Genomic DNA, 18082 nt, shown 5'->3' with positions numbered 1-18082 from the left:
TGAAATGCAAGTTAAATTGTTGAAACAACGACCGTATTAGAGCGTAATCGTGGCGTTACTGCCATCGAGCGCTGCCTTAGTAACTTGGCCATTTTCATGAACGTAGATGGTGGCGGAGCCAGTCAGACCAGAAGTGGTGACCTTTAATTGGTTACCAGACCGGTCGACCGTAACCTTACCAGCATCCTGCCCCTTTTGATTGACGACAGCAACGGACGTGACACCCTCATGCATGTCGTACAAGTTGATGTCTAGGTCCTTCGTAAAGTCATAGTCAGCGTGAACGGCCTTAGGATTCCGCAAAAGGATCGTGTTGTCGCGGGCCAATACAGGCAGATCCAATTCGCCGTAATCCTTGCTGATCCACTTGCCATCGGTAACGTCATAGGTTTCGTCATCATTGATGATGCTGGTCCACTTGCCGGCTGGTAGGTAGAAGTTGACGTGACCTTCAGGATTGAAGACGGGGGCGACTAACAGTTGGGTCCCAAACATGTATTGGTTATCCAACGTGTGCGCAGTCCGATCTGACGTGAAGTTGAACCACATTGGCCGCATCAAGGGGTTACCATAGGCGGTATCGTGGGCAGCTTGCGTGTAGAGGTAAGGCATCAAGGAAAGCTTTAAGTTGACGAACTTCCGCGTGTTTTCAACGGCTTCATCATCGAAGTTCCATGGCACCCGGTAAACATTGCTCCCATGGTAACGACTGTGGGAAGACAACAGACCAAATTGGGTCCAGCGCTTGTACAGATCTGGCGTTGGCGTGTCGGGACCATCTTCGAACCCACCAATATCATGACTCCAAAAGGCAAATCCAGAACTCAGGAAGGACAGCCCACCATGCAAGGTGTCGGCCATGTTCTTGAAGTTAGATAAGGCGTCACCACCCCAGTGTACGGGGTACTTCTGGGAGCCAACGGTAGCGGAACGGGCGAAGACAACGGCCTCGCCCTTACCCTTGTTTTCTTCGATGGTATCGAAGACGGCCTTGTTGTATTGCAACGTGTAGTAGTTGTGTTCGCGTTTTGGATCGGAGCCGTCAAAGAAGACCGCATCGTCAACGGGAATTCGTTCACCGAAGTCAGTCTTAAAGCAGTCGACACCCATGTCAAGCAGGGCCTTTAACTTGCTCTTGTACCACTTAACGGCGTCCGGGTTGGTGAAGTCAACAAAGGCATTGCCGGCTTGCCAGAGATCCCATTGCCAAATATTGCCATTTTCACGCTTGATGAAGTAACCGTTCTTCTTGCCTTCCTCGAACATCTTACCCTTTTGGGCGATGTAAGGGTTGATCCAAACACAGACCTTGATTCCACGGTCATGGATCTTCTTGATTAAGCCCTCTGGGTCAGGGAATTCATCGCGGTCCCATTCCATGTTGGACCATTCAAAGCCCTTTTGCCAGAAGCAATCAAAGTGAAAGACATCCAATGGAATGTTGTGATCCTTCATGCCATCGATGAACTTCAATACGGTGGCTTCACTGTAGTCCGTCGTGAAGGAAGTCGTCAGCCAGAGACCAAATGACCATGCCGGTGGTAATTGCATGTTACCCGTTAACTCGGTGTAACGGTGCAAGATTTCCTGTGGTGTTGGGCCATAGATGACGTAGTATTGTAAGGATTCGCCTTCTGAACTGAATTGAACCCGGTCAACGTTTTCGGAGGTAACTTCAAAATCAACCGTTTGGGGTTCGTCAACGAAGACCCCGTAGCCGGCATCCGTCAGATAGAAGGGGATGTTCTTGTAGGATTGTTCAGAGGCAGTCCCACCATCTTGGTTCGTAATCTTCACTTCTTGACCGTTCTTAATGAAGTTACCAAACCGTTCGCCTAGACCATAAATTTTGTCTTCGACGCCGACAGAGAGTTGTTCGCGCATGTAGTGCACGTTGGTGTCATGGTTCAAGATTTCACCTTGAGCCTTGTTCCGGGAAGCCGTAATGACTTTGCCGTTAGCCGTAAATTCCATGTCGAATTGTTGCCGAAGTGGTAAGGAGACGGTTAAGTCGCCACTAGTCAATGATGCCTTTTTATCCGTCACGTCAATGTTGACGTCAGGGTCTAAGTCGTTGAGTTCATATGAAGGGCCTTTGGTATCTTGATCGAAATGCGTTAGCTTGACACCAATCACATTTTCAACCGGGGAGGTGAGCTTGATTGTGCTCATCCCAAGGTTTAATTCGTCCCCTCGTGTGTTGATACGCTTGTAAGGGGCGTAGACATTTAAGGTCTTGCCATCCTTTTCAGCTTCGAATGCTTCAGCCGGTGAGTTAACGTCGTACTCTTTACGAGTTAACCAATAACCATTAGTAAACTTCAAAGTAGCCACTTCCTATTCTTATTTTTGTTAAACTTTTTAAAATTGGTACCAAGCCCAAACAAGCCGGATACCAATTTTTAACACTCGTATTTTTAGTCTTGAGCAGTCTTTTCAGCAGCGTGACGTGCAGCAATTTCTTCGTTCATCTTTTCAACCTTTTCATCGGTCAAACGGTAGAAGGCGAAGACAATCATAGCCAGGACGGTCACGATGATTGGAATGATCGTCGTGGTCATCCGGATACCAGCCAAGCTCCGTGCGGTTTGTTGATGATTAGCCACGAAACCGTAAGCAGCTAAGACGTAGCCCGGCACAACCCCACCAAGGGCCATCCCAAACTTGAAGAAGAATCCGATAACGGCGTTGATAATCCCGTTTTCACGTTTACCAGACTTCCATTCCCCGTAAGTGATTGCTTGGGGAACCAGAGCCCACTGGAATCCAGTGGAGAGGATAATACCAGAGGCTTCAATCGTCCGGCCAATGAAGGTCCAGGTCAAGTCGGTAGCTGGAACCGCATACATAATCAAGAAACCAATGACGGCTAAACCAAGACTCCCTTGCATTAACCATTGGGTCCCGATCTTCCGGTTCAACCATGGTGTAATTGGCACCACGATGAAGGCAGGTAGAGTTCCCAATAAGTTGTACCATTGCATCATGCCAGCGTTACCGGCGTTGTAAGTCATGTAGTAAGCCCCAACGGAGTTAACCACGGACATCAAGCCAAAGGTGATGATGAAGAAGATGGCCAGCGTCCGGAGTGGGCCGTTGATGACCAATTGGTGATACAAGTCGGAGACTTTAACATTGGATTCTTGTTCTGGCGCCATCTTGATCCGTTCAACGGATTGGCTGAAACAGAAGATTAAGATAGCAGCACCGGCGATCCCGTAGATAACCATAGTCCAGAACCAACCCGTTTGTGATTCAACCCCGGAATAGTGGCCACCGGAAATCATCTTAACGAAGATTGGCACACCGAAGCTAACGGCCAGTGACCCTAAGTTAGCCAAGAGCATCCGAACGGAACTCATGGAAACTAATTCCTTGTTGTTCCGCGTCATAGCGGCGTTTAAGGAACCGTAAGGAATGTTGACGGTCGTGTAGATGACGGACAGACCAACGTAGGTGACGTAGGCGTAAACCAATTTGCCCATGGCGCCGACATTTGGCACGTGGAAACAAAGGATAGCTAGGACAGCCAGAGGGACTGACATGTAGAGTAACCAGCCCCGGTACTTGCCCCAACGAGACGTGTGCTTATCAACGATGGTCCCCACGATAGGGTCATTGATGGCATCGATCAACCGAACAACCAGGAACATGGTTGCGGCGTCAGCAGCGGGTAAACCGTAAACGTTCGTGTAGAAAAATAGCAGATACGTTGAAATAGTGGTATAAATCAAGTTTTGCGCGAAATCACCGGTTGCCCAACCGAATTTCTCACGCCATGGCAGCTTAACGTCAGTTTGTTCTAACGCTTTAGATGCAGAATCCATATTTCTCACCTCATGTGATAGTATTTGCCAACCGAGTTTAGTTGGTTGGTTGTTTACCACAACATACTAGCACTTTTTGAAAACGCATACAAGAAAGAATTGCTTTTTCCGATATTTCTTAATAAATTGGAACATCTAAACCAGGTAAAGTGCTGCTATGAAAATGATGGACACGCTTGCGTGAATAAGCTTAGCACAGGCTGAAAACAGATACAATGGTGAGACCAGAATGACCATCGACAGCCGTTATTTTCTGAAAATTAACAAAATCATTCAATATTAGTTAATTTGTAAGGCGTTAAGTCCCCGCTTTCAGTGAAACCCCGTATAATGAAATAAACAAGGTTGATGAAGTGGGGGCGTGAGGATGGTTAGACTATTACGGGGGCTTTGGCGCACCAATCAACGCCTGAGCCAATGGCGAGCCATGCGCGCCATTCGGGAGGCACTGCGCGTAGCCTACCCGTTTATTTTAGTGATGGCGTTAGTTGATGTGGTGGGTCAAGGATTTCTATCTAAGAGTGGCTTTTTCTTTCAAATCTACCATATAGGTCGTTGGTTGCCCGGCATTGAATTCTGGCAACAGGGATTGCAGGCCGTTAGTATTGTCGTCAACGGCTTGGTGGCTGTGATGGTGGCTTTTACTACGGGGCATTATTTGGCACGCACCTATCATGCGGAACCCTTGGCGGTCGGCATGATGAGTGCACTCGCTTTTTTGACGCTCAATGTGAACTATGACACGTTGGGTCAGGGCGGACATGGTAACGAGGGTTCCCAATTCTTAGAAGTTAACCTGGGTCCGCAGGGGATCTTTCTGGCAATTTTAGTGGGTCTGGGCGTTGGCTGGCTCGCCAGCCATTTGATGCAAGGCCTGACGACGTGGTGGTTACATCACCGTAAAAAGCAATTGTCATGGACGGGACGAATCGCTTGGTCGTTGGTCGTTATCCTAAGCTTGACGGTCGCAACGGGGTACGGTGTGAGCTGGCTGGTTGACGGGGGTATCAACAATCTCGTTTATTTAGCACTACAGACGTTAAGCACAAATGTTGGGCATGATGGCTGGTGGATCATTGCCGTCACGGCCATTAGCAACGGCCTGTGGTGGCTGGGCCTGATTGGTCCGATCAGTGTGGCGGGCAATAGCTCCGTTACCTCGTTACAGAATCTGGCCTACGCCGTCCAGCATGGTTCTGGCTGGGGGGCGCCGCATCCGGTAACCTTACATACGCTGGGGGATGCCTACGCCAATTTTGGTGGGGCAGGGATGACCCTGGCGCTACTCATTGCGATTTGGATCGGGTCTCGGCAGGCGAGTTACCGGCGTGTGGCGAATCAGACGTTTTTGCCCAACCTATTGAATTTGAATGAACCCACACTACTGGGGTTACCCGTTCTGTTTAATCCGATTCTACTGATTCCCTTTGTGTTGGCGCCTGCGGTCAGCATGTTGTTAGCGTGGGCCGCGATTGCCTGGCGGTTGGTACCACCGATCGTTTATCCGGTGCCCCGAACGACACCCGGGCCACTCGTGGGGTACTTGGGAACGGGGGGCGATTGGCGGGCCTTACTATTGAGTCTCGTTTGCCTGAGTGTGTCGGTCCTGATTTACCTGCCATTTGTACGGCTACTCAACGATGAAGGGGATGACGATCATGCGGCATAGCTGGTGGCGGTGGTTACTGGTTCTTTTAGCTGTGCTGGTTGTTTTTGTGCCCAGTCAGCTGTGGTTGAAGCAGCGGATTACCCAATACAAGTCAAACTATAAAACGCCACTGAATCCCACGATTATGGTTCCGGGTTCGAGTGCCAGTCAAAATCGGTTCGATACCCTGATTACGCAGCTGCGGAAGGAAACCAAGACGCCCCATAGTGTTTTGAAATTGAAAGTTGCGGAGAGTGGCCAGATTACCTATACGGGCTCGATTAAACGAGGAGATAACCAACCGTTTATTGTGATTGCCTTTGAGAATAATCGGGACGGCTATACGAACATTAATAAGCAGGCCCAGTGGCTGAATCTAGCCTTTAAGGATCTGGTGAAGACGTACCACTTCAACCATTTCTCCATGCTGGGTCACTCCAATGGCGGCTTGATTCTGAGCGTCTTCTTGGAAAAATACCTGGCGCAGACTCAAAATGTGACGCCGGAACGGTTAATGACGATTGCCACGCCGTACAATATGGAGTCGGACAGCACGACGAAACAGACGGCAATTTTAAAGGAACTCATCAAAGCACGAGGAAAGTTACCGAAGAAGCTCACCGTCTATTCGGTGGCGGGGACCGAGAACTATTCCAGCGATGGGACGGTACCGGCAAACAGTGTTAATCAGGGGAAGTATGTCTTCCAAAATCAAGTGGCACACTACACCCAGATTACCGTGACGGGGGATGACACTACCCATTCGGATCTGCCACAGAATAAGCAAATTATCTTGTTAATTCGGCAATATCTCCTGAAAGAAGTGTTACCAAGTAAAGACCGGTTGCCAATGACGAAACGCTCACAGAGCAACGATGTTACTGAAACGGGCCTTCCTTAAGTTCTGGTATAATTGAACGAAAAGGAAATGTGGGAGGGCGTTGCGCATGAATTTTCGGCAATTGGAATATTTTCTAGCGGTGGCGGATGCTGGTCAGATTACGGCAGCTGCGCATCACTTGCACATGGCCCAACCGCCGTTGAGTTATCAAATTAAGCAGTTGGAAAATGAGTTGGGCGTTCCGCTCCTTAACCGGGCTGCCAGTGGCGTCACCTTAACGCCAGCGGGGCAGTTGTTGCGAGACTATGCGCGGCAACTGATTGATCTCCGTGAACGGGCCGATAGTCAGGTGCGCTCACTAGGACAAGGGTTAGCCGGTGTACTGTCGGTGGGCGTGGTCTCCTCTTCAATGGGGGCAACCCCCAATGCCAAGCTGCGAACGTTGACGCGCCACTATCCCAAGGTTCAAATTCGACTGTTTGAGGATAATACGTATGGGCTGCTTGATCGCTTAGAAAAGCATTTGATCGATATCGCTATTGTGCGGACGCCATTCACTGCGCCGGGATTGGCCAGTAAGGTATTGGCGACGGAGAATATGGTGGCGGTGGTTCCACAGAAGTATGATCACTTTGCGGGGGCGACCTTGCAGGTGGCGGATCTCGCAGATGTGCCCTTGATTATCTACCGGCGTTTTGAGCAGATTTTTCAGACTACCTTCGATGAACAGGGCATCCAGCCCTTCATTGCCTGCACCTGTGACGATGCACGAACCGCGGTCCAGTGGGCCGATGCACGAATGGGGGTGGCGGTGGTTCCCCAAACGGTTGCGGAAGAGATTAGCGGCGCCACCACGGCGATTCGGCCGATTCACTATCAGCCCTGGCGCACCACCTTAAAGCTGGTCTGGCCGGCGACAATTAAGCCCAGTCCCTTGTTGCAGCGGTTCATCGATAGTTATTAGCTATATGATAAATACAAATTTGACGATTCTCCCATATTTTTTAAGTATGGGAGAATCGTTTTGTCTTGTAACCGGTTTAAAGTGCCGTTTACCAGGCGCTAAACCACTTTTAAGTGAGCGAGATGTTCGTATGAGGTGAAAGTTTAACTTTGTATGACAAATCATTAACTCTAGATAAGACGTTATGAAACAGTTGGAACATAGGTATTTTTACTTGAACAATATTGAACATGCAATCCCATGATTTGTTCCGGTTCAGCTTGCCCCCAACGCGGGAAAAGCTGATAATCAAGAGCGTAGATTGTGTCATGAGGAGGAAATAAGTCAATGATTCAGACAGCTTTAATCATGATTGGTGTGGGCATCTTTGCCGGAATTGCCGGGGCCATTTTGGGTATCGGTGGTGGGATGATTATTACGCCAATCCTGACCCTGGGGATGGGGTTAAATATTAAATACGCCATTGGCGCCAGCATCATTGCCGTCATTGCGACTAGTTCAGGCTCGACGATTGCTTATTTGCGAGATAACGTCCTGAACTTGCGGGTCGCCATGTTTCTGGAGATTGCGACGACCATCGGCGCGATTGTCGGTGCGTTATTAACCGGGGTTCTGGACCCGAAATACCTGTACTTACTCTTTGGGTGCCTACTGGTCTTTTCTGGGTGGAATATGTATCGTAAACTCCGGCGCGGCCAGGAAGTCTTACAACGCGTTGAACCCGATAAGATTGCCAGTAAGCTTAAGCTCAACGGGACTTACTACGACAAGGCTGAGATGAAGAACATCGACTACCAGGTTGAAAATGTCCCGGCTGGTTTTTCCGTCATGTTCGGTGCCGGGGTGGCAAGTGGTCTGTTAGGCATTGGGTCAGGCGCCTTTAAGGTGATGGCCATGGACACCTTCATGAAGATGCCCCTCAAGCCATCCAGCTCGACCTCGAACCTGATGATGGGGGTGACGGCGGCCGCTAGTGCGACGGTATATTTCTTCAATGGGTCGATCCTACCAGGGATTGCCGTACCGATGGCTCTGGGAATCCTGGGCGGCGCCGTGCTGGGGTCACGGATCATGCAGGTCTTACCCGCGCGGTGGATTCGAATGGTCTTTATTCCCATTATTTTGTACATCGGGATTGAAATGTTATTAAAGGGATTGGGGGTTCACTTCTAATGCCAGAAAAAACAAATGCAACGGCAACGGAAATGGCTCAGGTTGAGACCATCATTGGTCGTATTTTGCAGGTAGGGGTGGTCTTCTCGGCCATCGTCATGGGCATTGGACTCGTTATATTTCTAGCGACCGGTAACTCTGGTTACGCTGGTGATACCGTGCCCTTGACCATGGGGGCCATCCTCCTGGGAACTTGGCAACTGAAGGCCTATGCCATCATGATGTTAGGGACGTACTGCCTAATTTTGACGCCGGTTCTGCGGGTTGTGGTCTCCATCTACGCGTTCTATAAGGAACGCGACCACCTCTACGTGGCGATTACCACGGCGGTGCTGATCATTCTGATGATTGCGCTTCTGATTGGTTTAACGGGAAAATGATGAAAGTTTCAAGGTACTAGTTATACCTATTTTGGCATCAACAATAGGCCTGAAATTAGGCAACATAGTGGTTCCTTCGCCTTACCGGTCGGCAGATATGGGACTGGAACGGTGCGAACGCAACTTGAAGCCTCGAAAATCACGAGTCTACAAGCTTGGTTTTCTACTAAGCCAGTAAGAAGATCGCTTACTGACTAAGTAGAACGACGCGCCTGAGCCCATATCTGCCGACCTCTCGGCTTACATGGTGCTCTCGGACGACTCTGAGAATCACTATAACAGTCGTTATCAGTTGGACTCCTAAATGTCAGGTAGTCGTAACTTACAACTATCGTCATGTAAAACGCAATCAGAGCCGGAGGAGGCCAGGGATGGAGCCGGCCGTGAAGGTGGTGTTAGCTGGCGATTTTTCAGCCAGCTTACAGCACGGGCGACTTTGGAGATACGTGATTTTCGTGGCTCCAAATCGAGCGAGAAGACTGATGTTTCTCCAGGCTGAAGCGTCCCCACAGCAGGCGGAATCCCTGGCAGCCGTAGTGCGACCAATTTAGACGAATTGAATGGTACGAATACTTACCAACACTAGGACGCGGCAGGCATTTCATCTTGCAATCTTTAGTTGGTTTAGCGGGAAAATAAGCAGAGACGAAAAAAACACCGACAACAAGCGTCGGTGTTTTTGTTTGTAAAGTTTTAAAGATTTATTGTGCGGTGTAACCACCATCAACAACGAATTCAGCACCAGTAGCGAACTTGGATTCGTCAGAACCTAAGTAGACACAGATCCAGGCAATATCGTTAGGTTCACCAATGTGGCCCATTGGTGTCTTAGTCCGGTCAGACATAGCAGCTTCTGCACCAGGAAGATCATCAACTAATGGCGTCTTGATGTAACCTGGGTGAACCGTGTTCACACGAACGTCGTAGTCCTTCAAGGCGGAGTCAACGGCAGCTGACTTGGACATGATCCGAACGGCACCCTTAGAAGCGTTGTAAGCACCCAAGTTAGGGTCACCAACAAGACCTTCGATAGAAGAAATGTTGATGATTGAAGCGCCGAGGTTCTTGTTCTTCATCCGTTGGATACCAAGACGGGTACCGTAGAAGACACCATCCAAGTTAACGGCTAATTGCTTCTTCCATTCTTCAGTCGTCGTGTTTTCAACACTCTTGTTAACGGCCATACCGGCGTTGTTAACGATCGTGGTAACGGGGCCAAAGGCTTTTTCGGTAGCGTCAAATAACTTAACCCAACCGTCTTCATCAGTAGCATCGTGTTGGTAGAATTGAATAACATCTGGGCCGCCAATACTCTTGGCAGCTTTTTCACCAACGTCACTGTGACGTCCAGTGATCATAACCTTGGCGCCTTCTTCAACGAATTTGTCAGCAACGGCCAACCCAATTCCGAGAGTACCACCAGTAACGATTGCAACTTTTCCATCTAAACGATGTGCCATTTGTATTACCTCCAAAAATTTTGTGATCTGCGTCATGTGTGTGTTGCGTCTCAAATGAAGCCACAAAGAAATTCAAGTGAGCGGTGTGTTTAGCACCATCAACAAAAGTATAAGTGAACAACGTCACATGCTTGTCCCCTATTATGAAACAAAACCATCAAAATTCCAACCCTTTTATTAAAAAAATTTACAAAAACTTTTGAGAGGCATGTTATCGGCTTCATACCGGTAATTATGCTACACTAGTAATTAATGTGATTTTAGAGAGATTAAGAGGCGATGATGGCGTGGGCACACGAAAATCTGAACAATGGCGACGGAATTTAGCCGTATTATGGTTAGGAACTTTTATTGCGGGAATGGGTTTTAGCGAAGTCATGCCCTTTTTGTCGTTGTACGTTGATGATTTAGGAACGTTTACCAAGGGCCAACTGACCATCTACAGTGGGGTGACGTATGCCGTCACCTTCTTTGTGATTGCGCTGGTCTCACCGCTGTGGGGAAAGTTGGCGGATACCAAGGGGCGCAAGATTATGCTGCTGCGATCGTCATTTGGGATGGCGATTGTGATCGGCCTCATGGGGTTTGTTAGTAATGTATGGCAACTCATCGCCCTAAGATTCCTGCAGGGGTTCTTTGCGGGGTACATTCCCAATGCGACCGCGCTGATTGCCGCGGAGACGCCTCGCGAGAAGAGTGGCAATGCGCTGGGCATCTTAACGACTGGCTACGTGAGCGGAAACCTGATCGGACCAGTCTTGGGTGGGATCTTGGCGGAAGTCTTCTCGATTCGGTGGACCTTCATCCTGACTGGGATTTTTCTGATTATTGTGTTTTTCCTCAGTGCCACGCTGGTTCACGAACACTTCACGCCGATCACGCGTGACCAACGTGAGCAGTCCGGCAGTTGGTTACGGCGGGTCAAACGGCCCAAGCTGATTCTGGTCCTGCTGGTCTCGACCATGATTATTCAAATGGGGAACAACTCGATCACGCCGATTATCAGTTTGTACGTCAAGCAGTTGATGAGCAATACGGGTCCCATTACGTTGGTGGCGGGGATTATCGCGGCTCTCCCCGGGGTCTCGACTCTGATGGCTGCCCCCAAATTGGGTGAGTATGGCGATCGGCGCGGGACCAGTCGGGTCTTGGTCTTTGGCTACATCTTTGCCGTCCTGATGTATTTTCCACAAGGATTCGTCACCAGCGTCTGGCTTCTGGGAATTCTACGGTTTATGATTGGGGTATCCGACGGGGCGTTGTTCCCGGCGGTCCAAACGATGTTAACTAAGAATTCGCCCCAGGAGCTGACCGGGACCGTCTTTAGCTGGAATCAGTCATTCCAGGCACTAGGCAGCATGTTAGGCTCACTGCTGGGTGGCTTTGTTGCAAATATCTTCAACTATAATGGTGTATTTACATTTACCGCCATTACCTTATTGCTGAACTTTCTGCTGTTATGGTGGGTCGTTCCTGAAATTCGGCAGTTTCGGCAAAAAAACGCGTAACTAGGAAGGATTATTATGGCTAACGAGAATTTACCCGCACAATTTATCGACGATCCCACGTCGCTGGCTACGGTCGATACTTTTCGCCGGTTGATGTTGGATTACAATAGTGCCGTCAAAGTGGTTCGGACGAAAATTGAGTATTTGGATCAGGAGTATCAGATTCTCCACGGGCACACGTTGGTTGATAGTCTGCAATCACGGATTAAATCTCCAGAAAGTATTTTGGAAAAGGTGCAACGCAAGCACTTTAACTTTGATCTCAAGACGTTGCCGGATGAAATGCACGATATTGCGGGTATCCGGGTGATTGTGCGGTTTGAAGATGACATCTTGGCCATGGAGAGCCGGCTGGAAAAGCAACCGGACATTCAGATTCTGCGGCGAAAGGATTACATTACGCATCCCAAACCCAACGGCTATCGAAGCCTGCACCTGATCTTATCGGTCCCCGTCTATTTGGATGCGGGCGTGGAACCCGTCAAGGTCGAAGTCCAGATTAGGACGATCGCCATGAACTTCTGGGCCTCACTGGAACACGAGTTGAATTATAAGAAAAACGTTCAACACCAAGAAGAATTACGCCAAGAGCTGATTGCAAAGGCCAAGCTGGTTCACCAGTTGGATCAGGATATGAATGCGATTAAGAATCAGATTCGGGCGGAGGACGCTCAGGGTTTATAACCTAGAAAATAAGACAGACATCAGCGGCCGGAAAGAATTGGTCGTCGATGTCTGTTTTTGATTAGGGCTTCAGTTTTAAGGATCAGGCTACCGTACGCATTAAAAAAACCCTGGCAAATCCGCCAAGGTCGGTTGTTTCGGTCATGCTCGTTGTGAACGCTTAGTTATCTTCAGAAGATTTGACGTCGCTCCGTCCGAGTAACATAATCCCGTTGACGGCGATAACAGCTACCACTGCCATAGTAACACCAATTGTAGTATAATCGTAAGTTACTTGCTTCAAGGCACCAACAATATAACCAATGACTTCACCGAAGATAACGGCCCAAAAAAGTACGACTAAGTTAGCTTCTAACCACTTCACACGCGTCACCTCACAATCGTTATTAGTTTAACACGATTCGGGGATGGCGGGTAGCTATAATTTTGTTGCGGGGCTGAAATACCCGGTCTAATGCGGGTGAGTTGCGGTGACGGGAACTTTTCTGTATAATATAAACTAATAAAATTAGAGATGGTTGAAGCGACTGCTTTCAAGAATGGTGTTCCCCTTGGGTTGGGGGAACCGTTTTCGGGCAGTCGCTTTTTGACTACCCAGGGGAAGAACCGTGGACATTAACCTTTAAAAATGGGGAAATAACTTTTGTCAAATCAAGGAGGCTACTCGTGGAATTATTAAGAAATTTAACGTTAATCCTATTAGCAACAACGATTGTGGGACACTACAGCACACGGATTGGGATTCCCGCCGTGATTGGGCAACTCCTAGTCGGGGTGATTATCGGCCCGGCCATGTTGGGCTGGATCAGTCTGACGCACGTTCTCGAAAGCTACGCCGAATTGGGCGTGATCATCCTGATGTTTATCGCCGGATTGGAGAGCGATTTAAAGCTACTGAAACGCTACCTGAAACCCAGTGTTCTGGTGGCCCTGATGGGGGTGCTGATTCCCGTCATCGGGACGTACCTGGTGGGGATGCTCTACAACCTGGGAATGGTCGAGAGTCTCTTTATCAGTGTCATCTTTGCGGCGACCTCCGTTTCAATCTCGGTAGAAGTCTTGAAGGAAATGAACGCGCTAAATAGCCGGGAGGGGACCACGATTCTTGGTGCCGCCGTGGTCGATGACGTTCTGGCGGTGGTGATCCTGAGCGTCCTGGTTTCGACGACCGGAACGGCCGTGGGCGACAGTGCCGCGGCGTCTGGCGGTCTCTTGCTGACGACGCTTGAACAAATCGTTTACTTTGCGGCGATCTACTTCGTGGTTCGGTGGGTGGCACCGTACATGGCGAAGATCGGCGACCGGTTGCTGATTCCCATGGGCCAGACGCTGATGGCCATCATACTGTGTTTTGGGATGGCCTACGTGGCCGAATTGGTGGGCCTGAGTGACGTGGTGGGGGCGTTCTTTGCCGGAATTGCCATCTCACAAACCAGTGCCAAATCGACGGTCGACCGGCACATTGAGCCGATTGGCTACGCCCTGTTTATCCCGGTATTCTTTGTCAGCATCGGGTTGAATATGGACTTTAACGGTCTGGGTAAGCAGCTGGGCTTCATCGTTGTCCTGACGATCGTGGCGGTGCTCACCAAGTTGATTGGTGCCGGGGCCGGGGCCAAAATGGCCGGCTTCTCGTTAGATAGCGCCACAGCGGTGGGAGCCGGGATGGTTTCCCGCGGCGAAATGGCCTTGATCATCGCCCAGATTGGATACACTGCCAAGTTAATGTCGCCGGTGCGTTACTCGGCGATTGTGGCGGCAATTATTGTGGCCACGTTGCTGGCACCATTCCTCTTGCGGGTCACCATGAATCGGGCCCACCGGGGTGAGATCGATCGGTCGAAGGTGCGGCCGGTGGAATAGGTAAAAGAGTGCGCCAAGGGGCGGTTAGTCAGTGAGCATTAACGTTATTAAGGTAAAAATCCCGGGTTTGGATTATTACCTTAATGGCGTTAAGCGGAGCTGACTGCCCCTTGGCGCACGTTTCGGCTATATAAAATTGAGCGACTATTCCTGAGCATTAACGTCATTAAGAGAAAAATCCCGGGCTTGGATTGTTCTCTTAATGGGGTTAAGCGCAGGGATCTGCCTTCTGTCCCACGTTTCGGCTATATAGGATTAGCGATGTTATTTGCAAGCGTTAATGTGAGAACAGGGAGTATCATTTCTGTTCTCGAGTTAAGCGCCACAAAATTCCTACTGTCCCACGTTTTGACACCATAATGGCAAGCATAAAATCAGCGGTTTCAGAAGGACTAGCCTTCTAAGCCGCTGATTTTTGTGCTGTCCCCCGATCCTTTTTAGTAATCAGCGAAGGTCAGAGGAACGCCACTCAGGCGCCCACCGATGAGTGATTAGAATCCTGGTTAGACGGTCTTGAACTTGCAGTCAGTCTAAAAAAGTGAGACTGAATCCTAAAAAAATTCGTTAGTATTTATAGAGGGACAAAAAAGAAGGTCAGCCCACGCAGGGACTAACCTTCTCAAGTTAAGGGATCATTTGCTTATTTTTTGTTGCCGCCGGCGTTTCAAGGGCCGGACCCATTCGCCCGCAATCACCAGGAAGGCGAAGATCGCTGCACCTAGTGCGCTCAGCAGGGCGCCAACCTTCAATCCCGGTGTCGTGTAGGTTAAGACGACGTGGTTCTTGCCAACGTGAATCGGAACGCCAATCATGCCGCGATAGTTCTTAACGACGGGAATAATGGATTGAGCGTGCATCGCCGAACGAATCTTGACGGGTTTACCGTTGACCGTGGCGTGCCACCCCGGTGTGTCCGGGATGGAGACGTACAGGAGCCGCCGTTGCGCGGAGCCCTGAACGTTACCAGAAAGCCAGGTGACCCCGCTCTTGCGACTGAGCTTAAAGCGTTGCTGGGCCAGACTCTTCGCCAACTTCACGTATTTCGCCTGATCCAGTGAAACGAATTCGTTGCTGTAACCCGCTTCAGGCCGGGTGGTCACGTAACTCACCGTGACGACTTCGCCCTTTTGATGCTGGCCCAGTTTGAAGACGTAGCGACTGCCATCGGCGTTAATAAGTGGCTTGGCCTTCTTGCCATTAACTAGGAGACTCGAGTAAATGACGTTGGCAGCAGGCGAGTAACCGTGTAGAAGACCGGTCGCGTTCACCCGCAACTTGAAGGTCTGGACATAGCGGTGACCAGACTTGCGGTCATTCTTCGCTGCTGCACGGTTGGCTTCCGCTACGCTGGCCTTGTGGGTCGAAATATCCATCGTGGTGGCGCGAACCAAGGTATCCGGTTGTGCCCCCAGTGCCTCCAGAATCATCTGTTGATTGAACAGGGCCGTTTGATCGCGCAATTGCACATCGGCGAGCTTAGTCGGCACGGCGAAACCGAAACCAGCGTAGGAGTTCAACTTGGTAACGGGATGTGGATTGTCGGCATTTAACCGGTACTTCACACTGAACAGCGTGTCCGTCAGGTGCGTGTAGCCCTGCGCGCTAATCCGCCGGACGTTTTGACTGAAATAGCCCAAATCGTGCTGGAAGACGCGTGACTGCTCGTCCAGAGTTGAGGAGTAAGAGCTAAGGCCCGCGTAGTCCAACATCAGGGGATCGTTGTAGTGGTTATACGGTCCCGTGTAAGCGTTGCTGATGGTCGAGTGCAGGTAATCGACCCGGTGGAGGTTAGACTTCGTAGATGACGCGTTTATTCGGTCTAACAGGGATGAGTCACGTTTGAAATACTTTTCGAATTTGGTTTCTGAGCCAAAATCCATACCTTGCGAGGCCAGGTAAAGGTTGCTACCCAACTCACCGGAGATGATCAGAATCATTAAGCTAATCCGGATCGGTCGCCATTCTGTGATGAAGACCAGCATGGTGTTCAGTAGCAGGAGACCTAGTGCCAACCAGAGTAGATGAAAATTGGGCTGACTATGCAGGTACAAGCTGTTGTTGTAACTTGGCATGAATTGATCCCACAACTTCGGGACAAACTGTGCCGAGGTAAAACCAATCGTTAATAGCCCAGCTCCCCACAGCAAAGCGAGGATCTTCTGGGGATCATTCATGGTTTGATCGGGATGCGTTTGCCAGGCGCGGTAGGCCGTAATTAAGGCCAAGAAGGTGAAAAAGTAGACGTTTCTGAAAGGAAAGCCGGCCGGTTGCTGGAACATGTGCCAGATTGTGTTGAAAACCGTCACGAATAGGCTCAGGCCCATGGCAATGAGTAACCACATGGTTCGGGTCTTCTCGACCGCCTTGATCTTAGGCGATACAAAGTAGACGATCAGTAATAGGAACATGAGCGTTCCCATGAACAGACTGGGCGCGTGGTACAGGTGATTGTGAAAATCACCGGTGCCAACGCCGAACTGTGCGAGGACTTCCGGTCCGAACAGCGGTGTCGGCAGATAATTTTCGACAAAGAAGTTACTCTTTCCCGTTAACATCATGCCCATCGCCGTCGGAATCAATACCACCATCGACATGAGTCCCGCCAGCAGTGAACCGAAAACAAACTGCCGAATGGCCGGCCAATGCATCCGCCAAGTTTCCTTGAACGGGGTGGGGACCGGTTGGTGTTCCACAATCAGATAAATGAAGTATAAGACCGAGAACAGGCAGGTCATGTAGCCCAGGTAATAGTTGGAAAAGATGGTGATGGTGAGACTCACGGTGTACAAGCCAAAGTGATTCGAACTGACGATGCGGTGTAACCCCAGGGCCACGATGGGCAGCCAGATCAGGGCGTCGAGCCACATGATGTCGTAAAAATACATCGCCACAAAGCCACACAGGCTAAAGGCCGTCGAGAATAGCAGGAGTGACCAGCCACTCCGCAGAAAGGCATGACGTAGAAAAATAGCCATCGTCAGGCCAATTGTCCCGATTTTTAAGATGACGATCCAGGCCACCGCAGTCGGTAACTGCGCCGCTGGAAATAGAAAAATCAAAAAATTAAACGGGCTGATGACGTAGTAAGTCAATAATGGCACTATACTGCTGCCCGTCCCCAATGCGAACGAAAACAGGTGAAACTGTCCGTGCAAAACGGTGGATCGCAGGTATTCCAGGATCGGAATGTACTGTGCCCCCGTGTCGCTGATTAACAGACTATGCTTGCCAAAGGGCGTGACCTTCAGTTGCCAGAAGACCACGCACATGATGACCAGCGGAATCAAAAATGCCCCCAAATACACCCAGCGACTTACCCTTAATTTCGCCAAGGTGTTGTGCTGTTGCTCCATGAAAACCCCTCCGTTGATGACAATCAAAATGTCTGACCCTAATAGGATAACATTCTCTGTACTTGGATAAAAGTTTACCTTAAATAAAGCGCGCTGCGGTAAAGAACGCGCCAAACTTCGAATAAACTTAGACTTTGGTAAGGAAAATAACTTAAGGTTGCGTTATCGTTAATCAAGTAGACTGTAGGTCTAGCCAAAATTGGCAGACTGTGCTTCAACTTCAGCTTTTAATCTTGTGACAAGACAACGGAGGTTAAAGCCGCTGCCTGACCGTTACCCAAATCTGACTCACTCACGGCTACGTAGAATGTTGCCAATCATAGGCACTCAACGCTGGCATTTCAGCGATGTCGCCGGTAGTAGCGTGGCTAGCAACTTCCG

Annotated in this window: 13 protein-coding genes; 8 read left to right on the top strand and 5 right to left on the bottom strand. The window is 49.7% G+C overall.

Annotated features, from left to right (window positions below):
- Positions 1 to 36 precede the first annotated feature (36 nt).
- Both yicI and FD28_RS09870 read right to left on the bottom strand, forming a co-directional pair.
- Positions 37 to 2325 (bottom strand): alpha-xylosidase, encoded by a 2289-nt coding sequence (gene yicI / locus FD28_RS09875; protein WP_057734878.1) that lies wholly within the window; start codon positions 2323 to 2325, stop codon positions 37 to 39.
- Positions 2326 to 2417: 92 nt separating this feature from the next.
- Positions 2418 to 3827, bottom strand: a complete 1410-nt coding sequence (locus FD28_RS09870; protein WP_057734877.1) for a glycoside-pentoside-hexuronide (GPH):cation symporter — start codon at positions 3825 to 3827, stop codon at positions 2418 to 2420.
- Between the two features lie 367 nt (positions 3828 to 4194).
- Between FD28_RS09870 and FD28_RS09865 the strand changes: the two genes are divergently transcribed.
- The 5 genes from FD28_RS09865 (at position 4195) to FD28_RS09845 (ending at position 8833) form a co-directional block, all read left to right on the top strand.
- A complete protein-coding gene (locus FD28_RS09865) occupies positions 4195 to 5496 on the top strand; it encodes a PTS transporter subunit EIIC (RefSeq protein WP_057734876.1) in 1302 nt (433 codons plus the stop codon).
- Entirely contained in the window at positions 5486 to 6376 is an 891-nt protein-coding gene (locus tag FD28_RS09860) for an alpha/beta hydrolase (protein ID WP_057734875.1), read from the top strand. The genes FD28_RS09865 and FD28_RS09860 overlap by 11 nt, the downstream gene beginning before the upstream one ends.
- Before the next feature lie 46 nt (positions 6377 to 6422).
- Positions 6423 to 7280 (top strand): LysR family transcriptional regulator, encoded by an 858-nt coding sequence (locus tag FD28_RS09855; protein ID WP_057734874.1) that lies wholly within the window; start codon positions 6423 to 6425, stop codon positions 7278 to 7280.
- 327 nt (positions 7281 to 7607) lie between these two features.
- On the top strand, positions 7608 to 8453 hold the full coding sequence (locus tag FD28_RS09850) for a sulfite exporter TauE/SafE family protein (protein ID WP_057734873.1): 846 nt from the start codon (positions 7608 to 7610) through the stop codon (positions 8451 to 8453).
- Positions 8453 to 8833, top strand: coding sequence for a DUF1634 domain-containing protein (locus FD28_RS09845; RefSeq protein ID WP_057734872.1), 381 nt, complete (start codon positions 8453 to 8455; stop codon positions 8831 to 8833). Before FD28_RS09850 ends, FD28_RS09845 begins: the two co-directional genes overlap by 1 nt.
- 701 nt (positions 8834 to 9534) lie before the next feature.
- Here the strand turns inward: FD28_RS09845 and FD28_RS09835 are convergent.
- Positions 9535 to 10293 carry an NADP-dependent (R)-specific alcohol dehydrogenase gene (locus FD28_RS09835; RefSeq protein ID WP_057734870.1) on the bottom strand — a complete coding sequence of 253 codons (759 nt, stop codon included), beginning with the start codon at positions 10291 to 10293 and terminating at the stop codon, positions 9535 to 9537.
- Between the two features lie 287 nt (positions 10294 to 10580).
- Between FD28_RS09835 and FD28_RS09830 the strand changes: the two genes are divergently transcribed.
- Both FD28_RS09830 and FD28_RS09825 read left to right on the top strand, forming a co-directional pair.
- A complete protein-coding gene (locus tag FD28_RS09830) occupies positions 10581 to 11801 on the top strand; it encodes a multidrug efflux MFS transporter (protein WP_057734869.1) in 1221 nt (406 codons plus the stop codon).
- 15 nt (positions 11802 to 11816) lie between these two features.
- Complete coding sequence (locus tag FD28_RS09825) at positions 11817 to 12485, top strand: GTP pyrophosphokinase (protein ID WP_057734868.1); 669 nt, start codon at positions 11817 to 11819, stop codon at positions 12483 to 12485.
- 160 nt (positions 12486 to 12645) lie between these two features.
- Here the strand turns inward: FD28_RS09825 and FD28_RS09820 are convergent, their stop codons facing one another.
- Positions 12646 to 12849, bottom strand: a complete 204-nt coding sequence (locus FD28_RS09820; RefSeq protein ID WP_057734867.1) for a YjzD family protein — start codon at positions 12847 to 12849, stop codon at positions 12646 to 12648.
- 302 nt (positions 12850 to 13151) lie between these two features.
- On the opposite strand from FD28_RS09820, the gene FD28_RS09815 reads away from it, so the two are divergent.
- Complete coding sequence (locus tag FD28_RS09815; RefSeq protein WP_057734866.1) at positions 13152 to 14348, top strand: cation:proton antiporter; 1197 nt, start codon at positions 13152 to 13154, stop codon at positions 14346 to 14348.
- A 632-nt stretch (positions 14349 to 14980) separates the two neighbouring features.
- On the opposite strand, the gene FD28_RS09810 is transcribed toward FD28_RS09815, so the two are convergent.
- Positions 14981 to 17701 carry a YfhO family protein gene (locus FD28_RS09810; RefSeq protein WP_057734865.1) on the bottom strand — a complete coding sequence of 907 codons (2721 nt, stop codon included), beginning with the start codon at positions 17699 to 17701 and terminating at the stop codon, positions 14981 to 14983.
- Between the last annotated feature and the right edge of the window lie 381 nt (positions 17702 to 18082).

It is taken from the genome of Levilactobacillus hammesii DSM 16381, assembly GCF_001434395.1.
GTDB classification, from domain to species: Bacteria; Bacillota; Bacilli; order Lactobacillales; family Lactobacillaceae; genus Levilactobacillus; species Levilactobacillus hammesii.
This window is presented reverse-complemented; position numbering and strand designations above follow the sequence as displayed.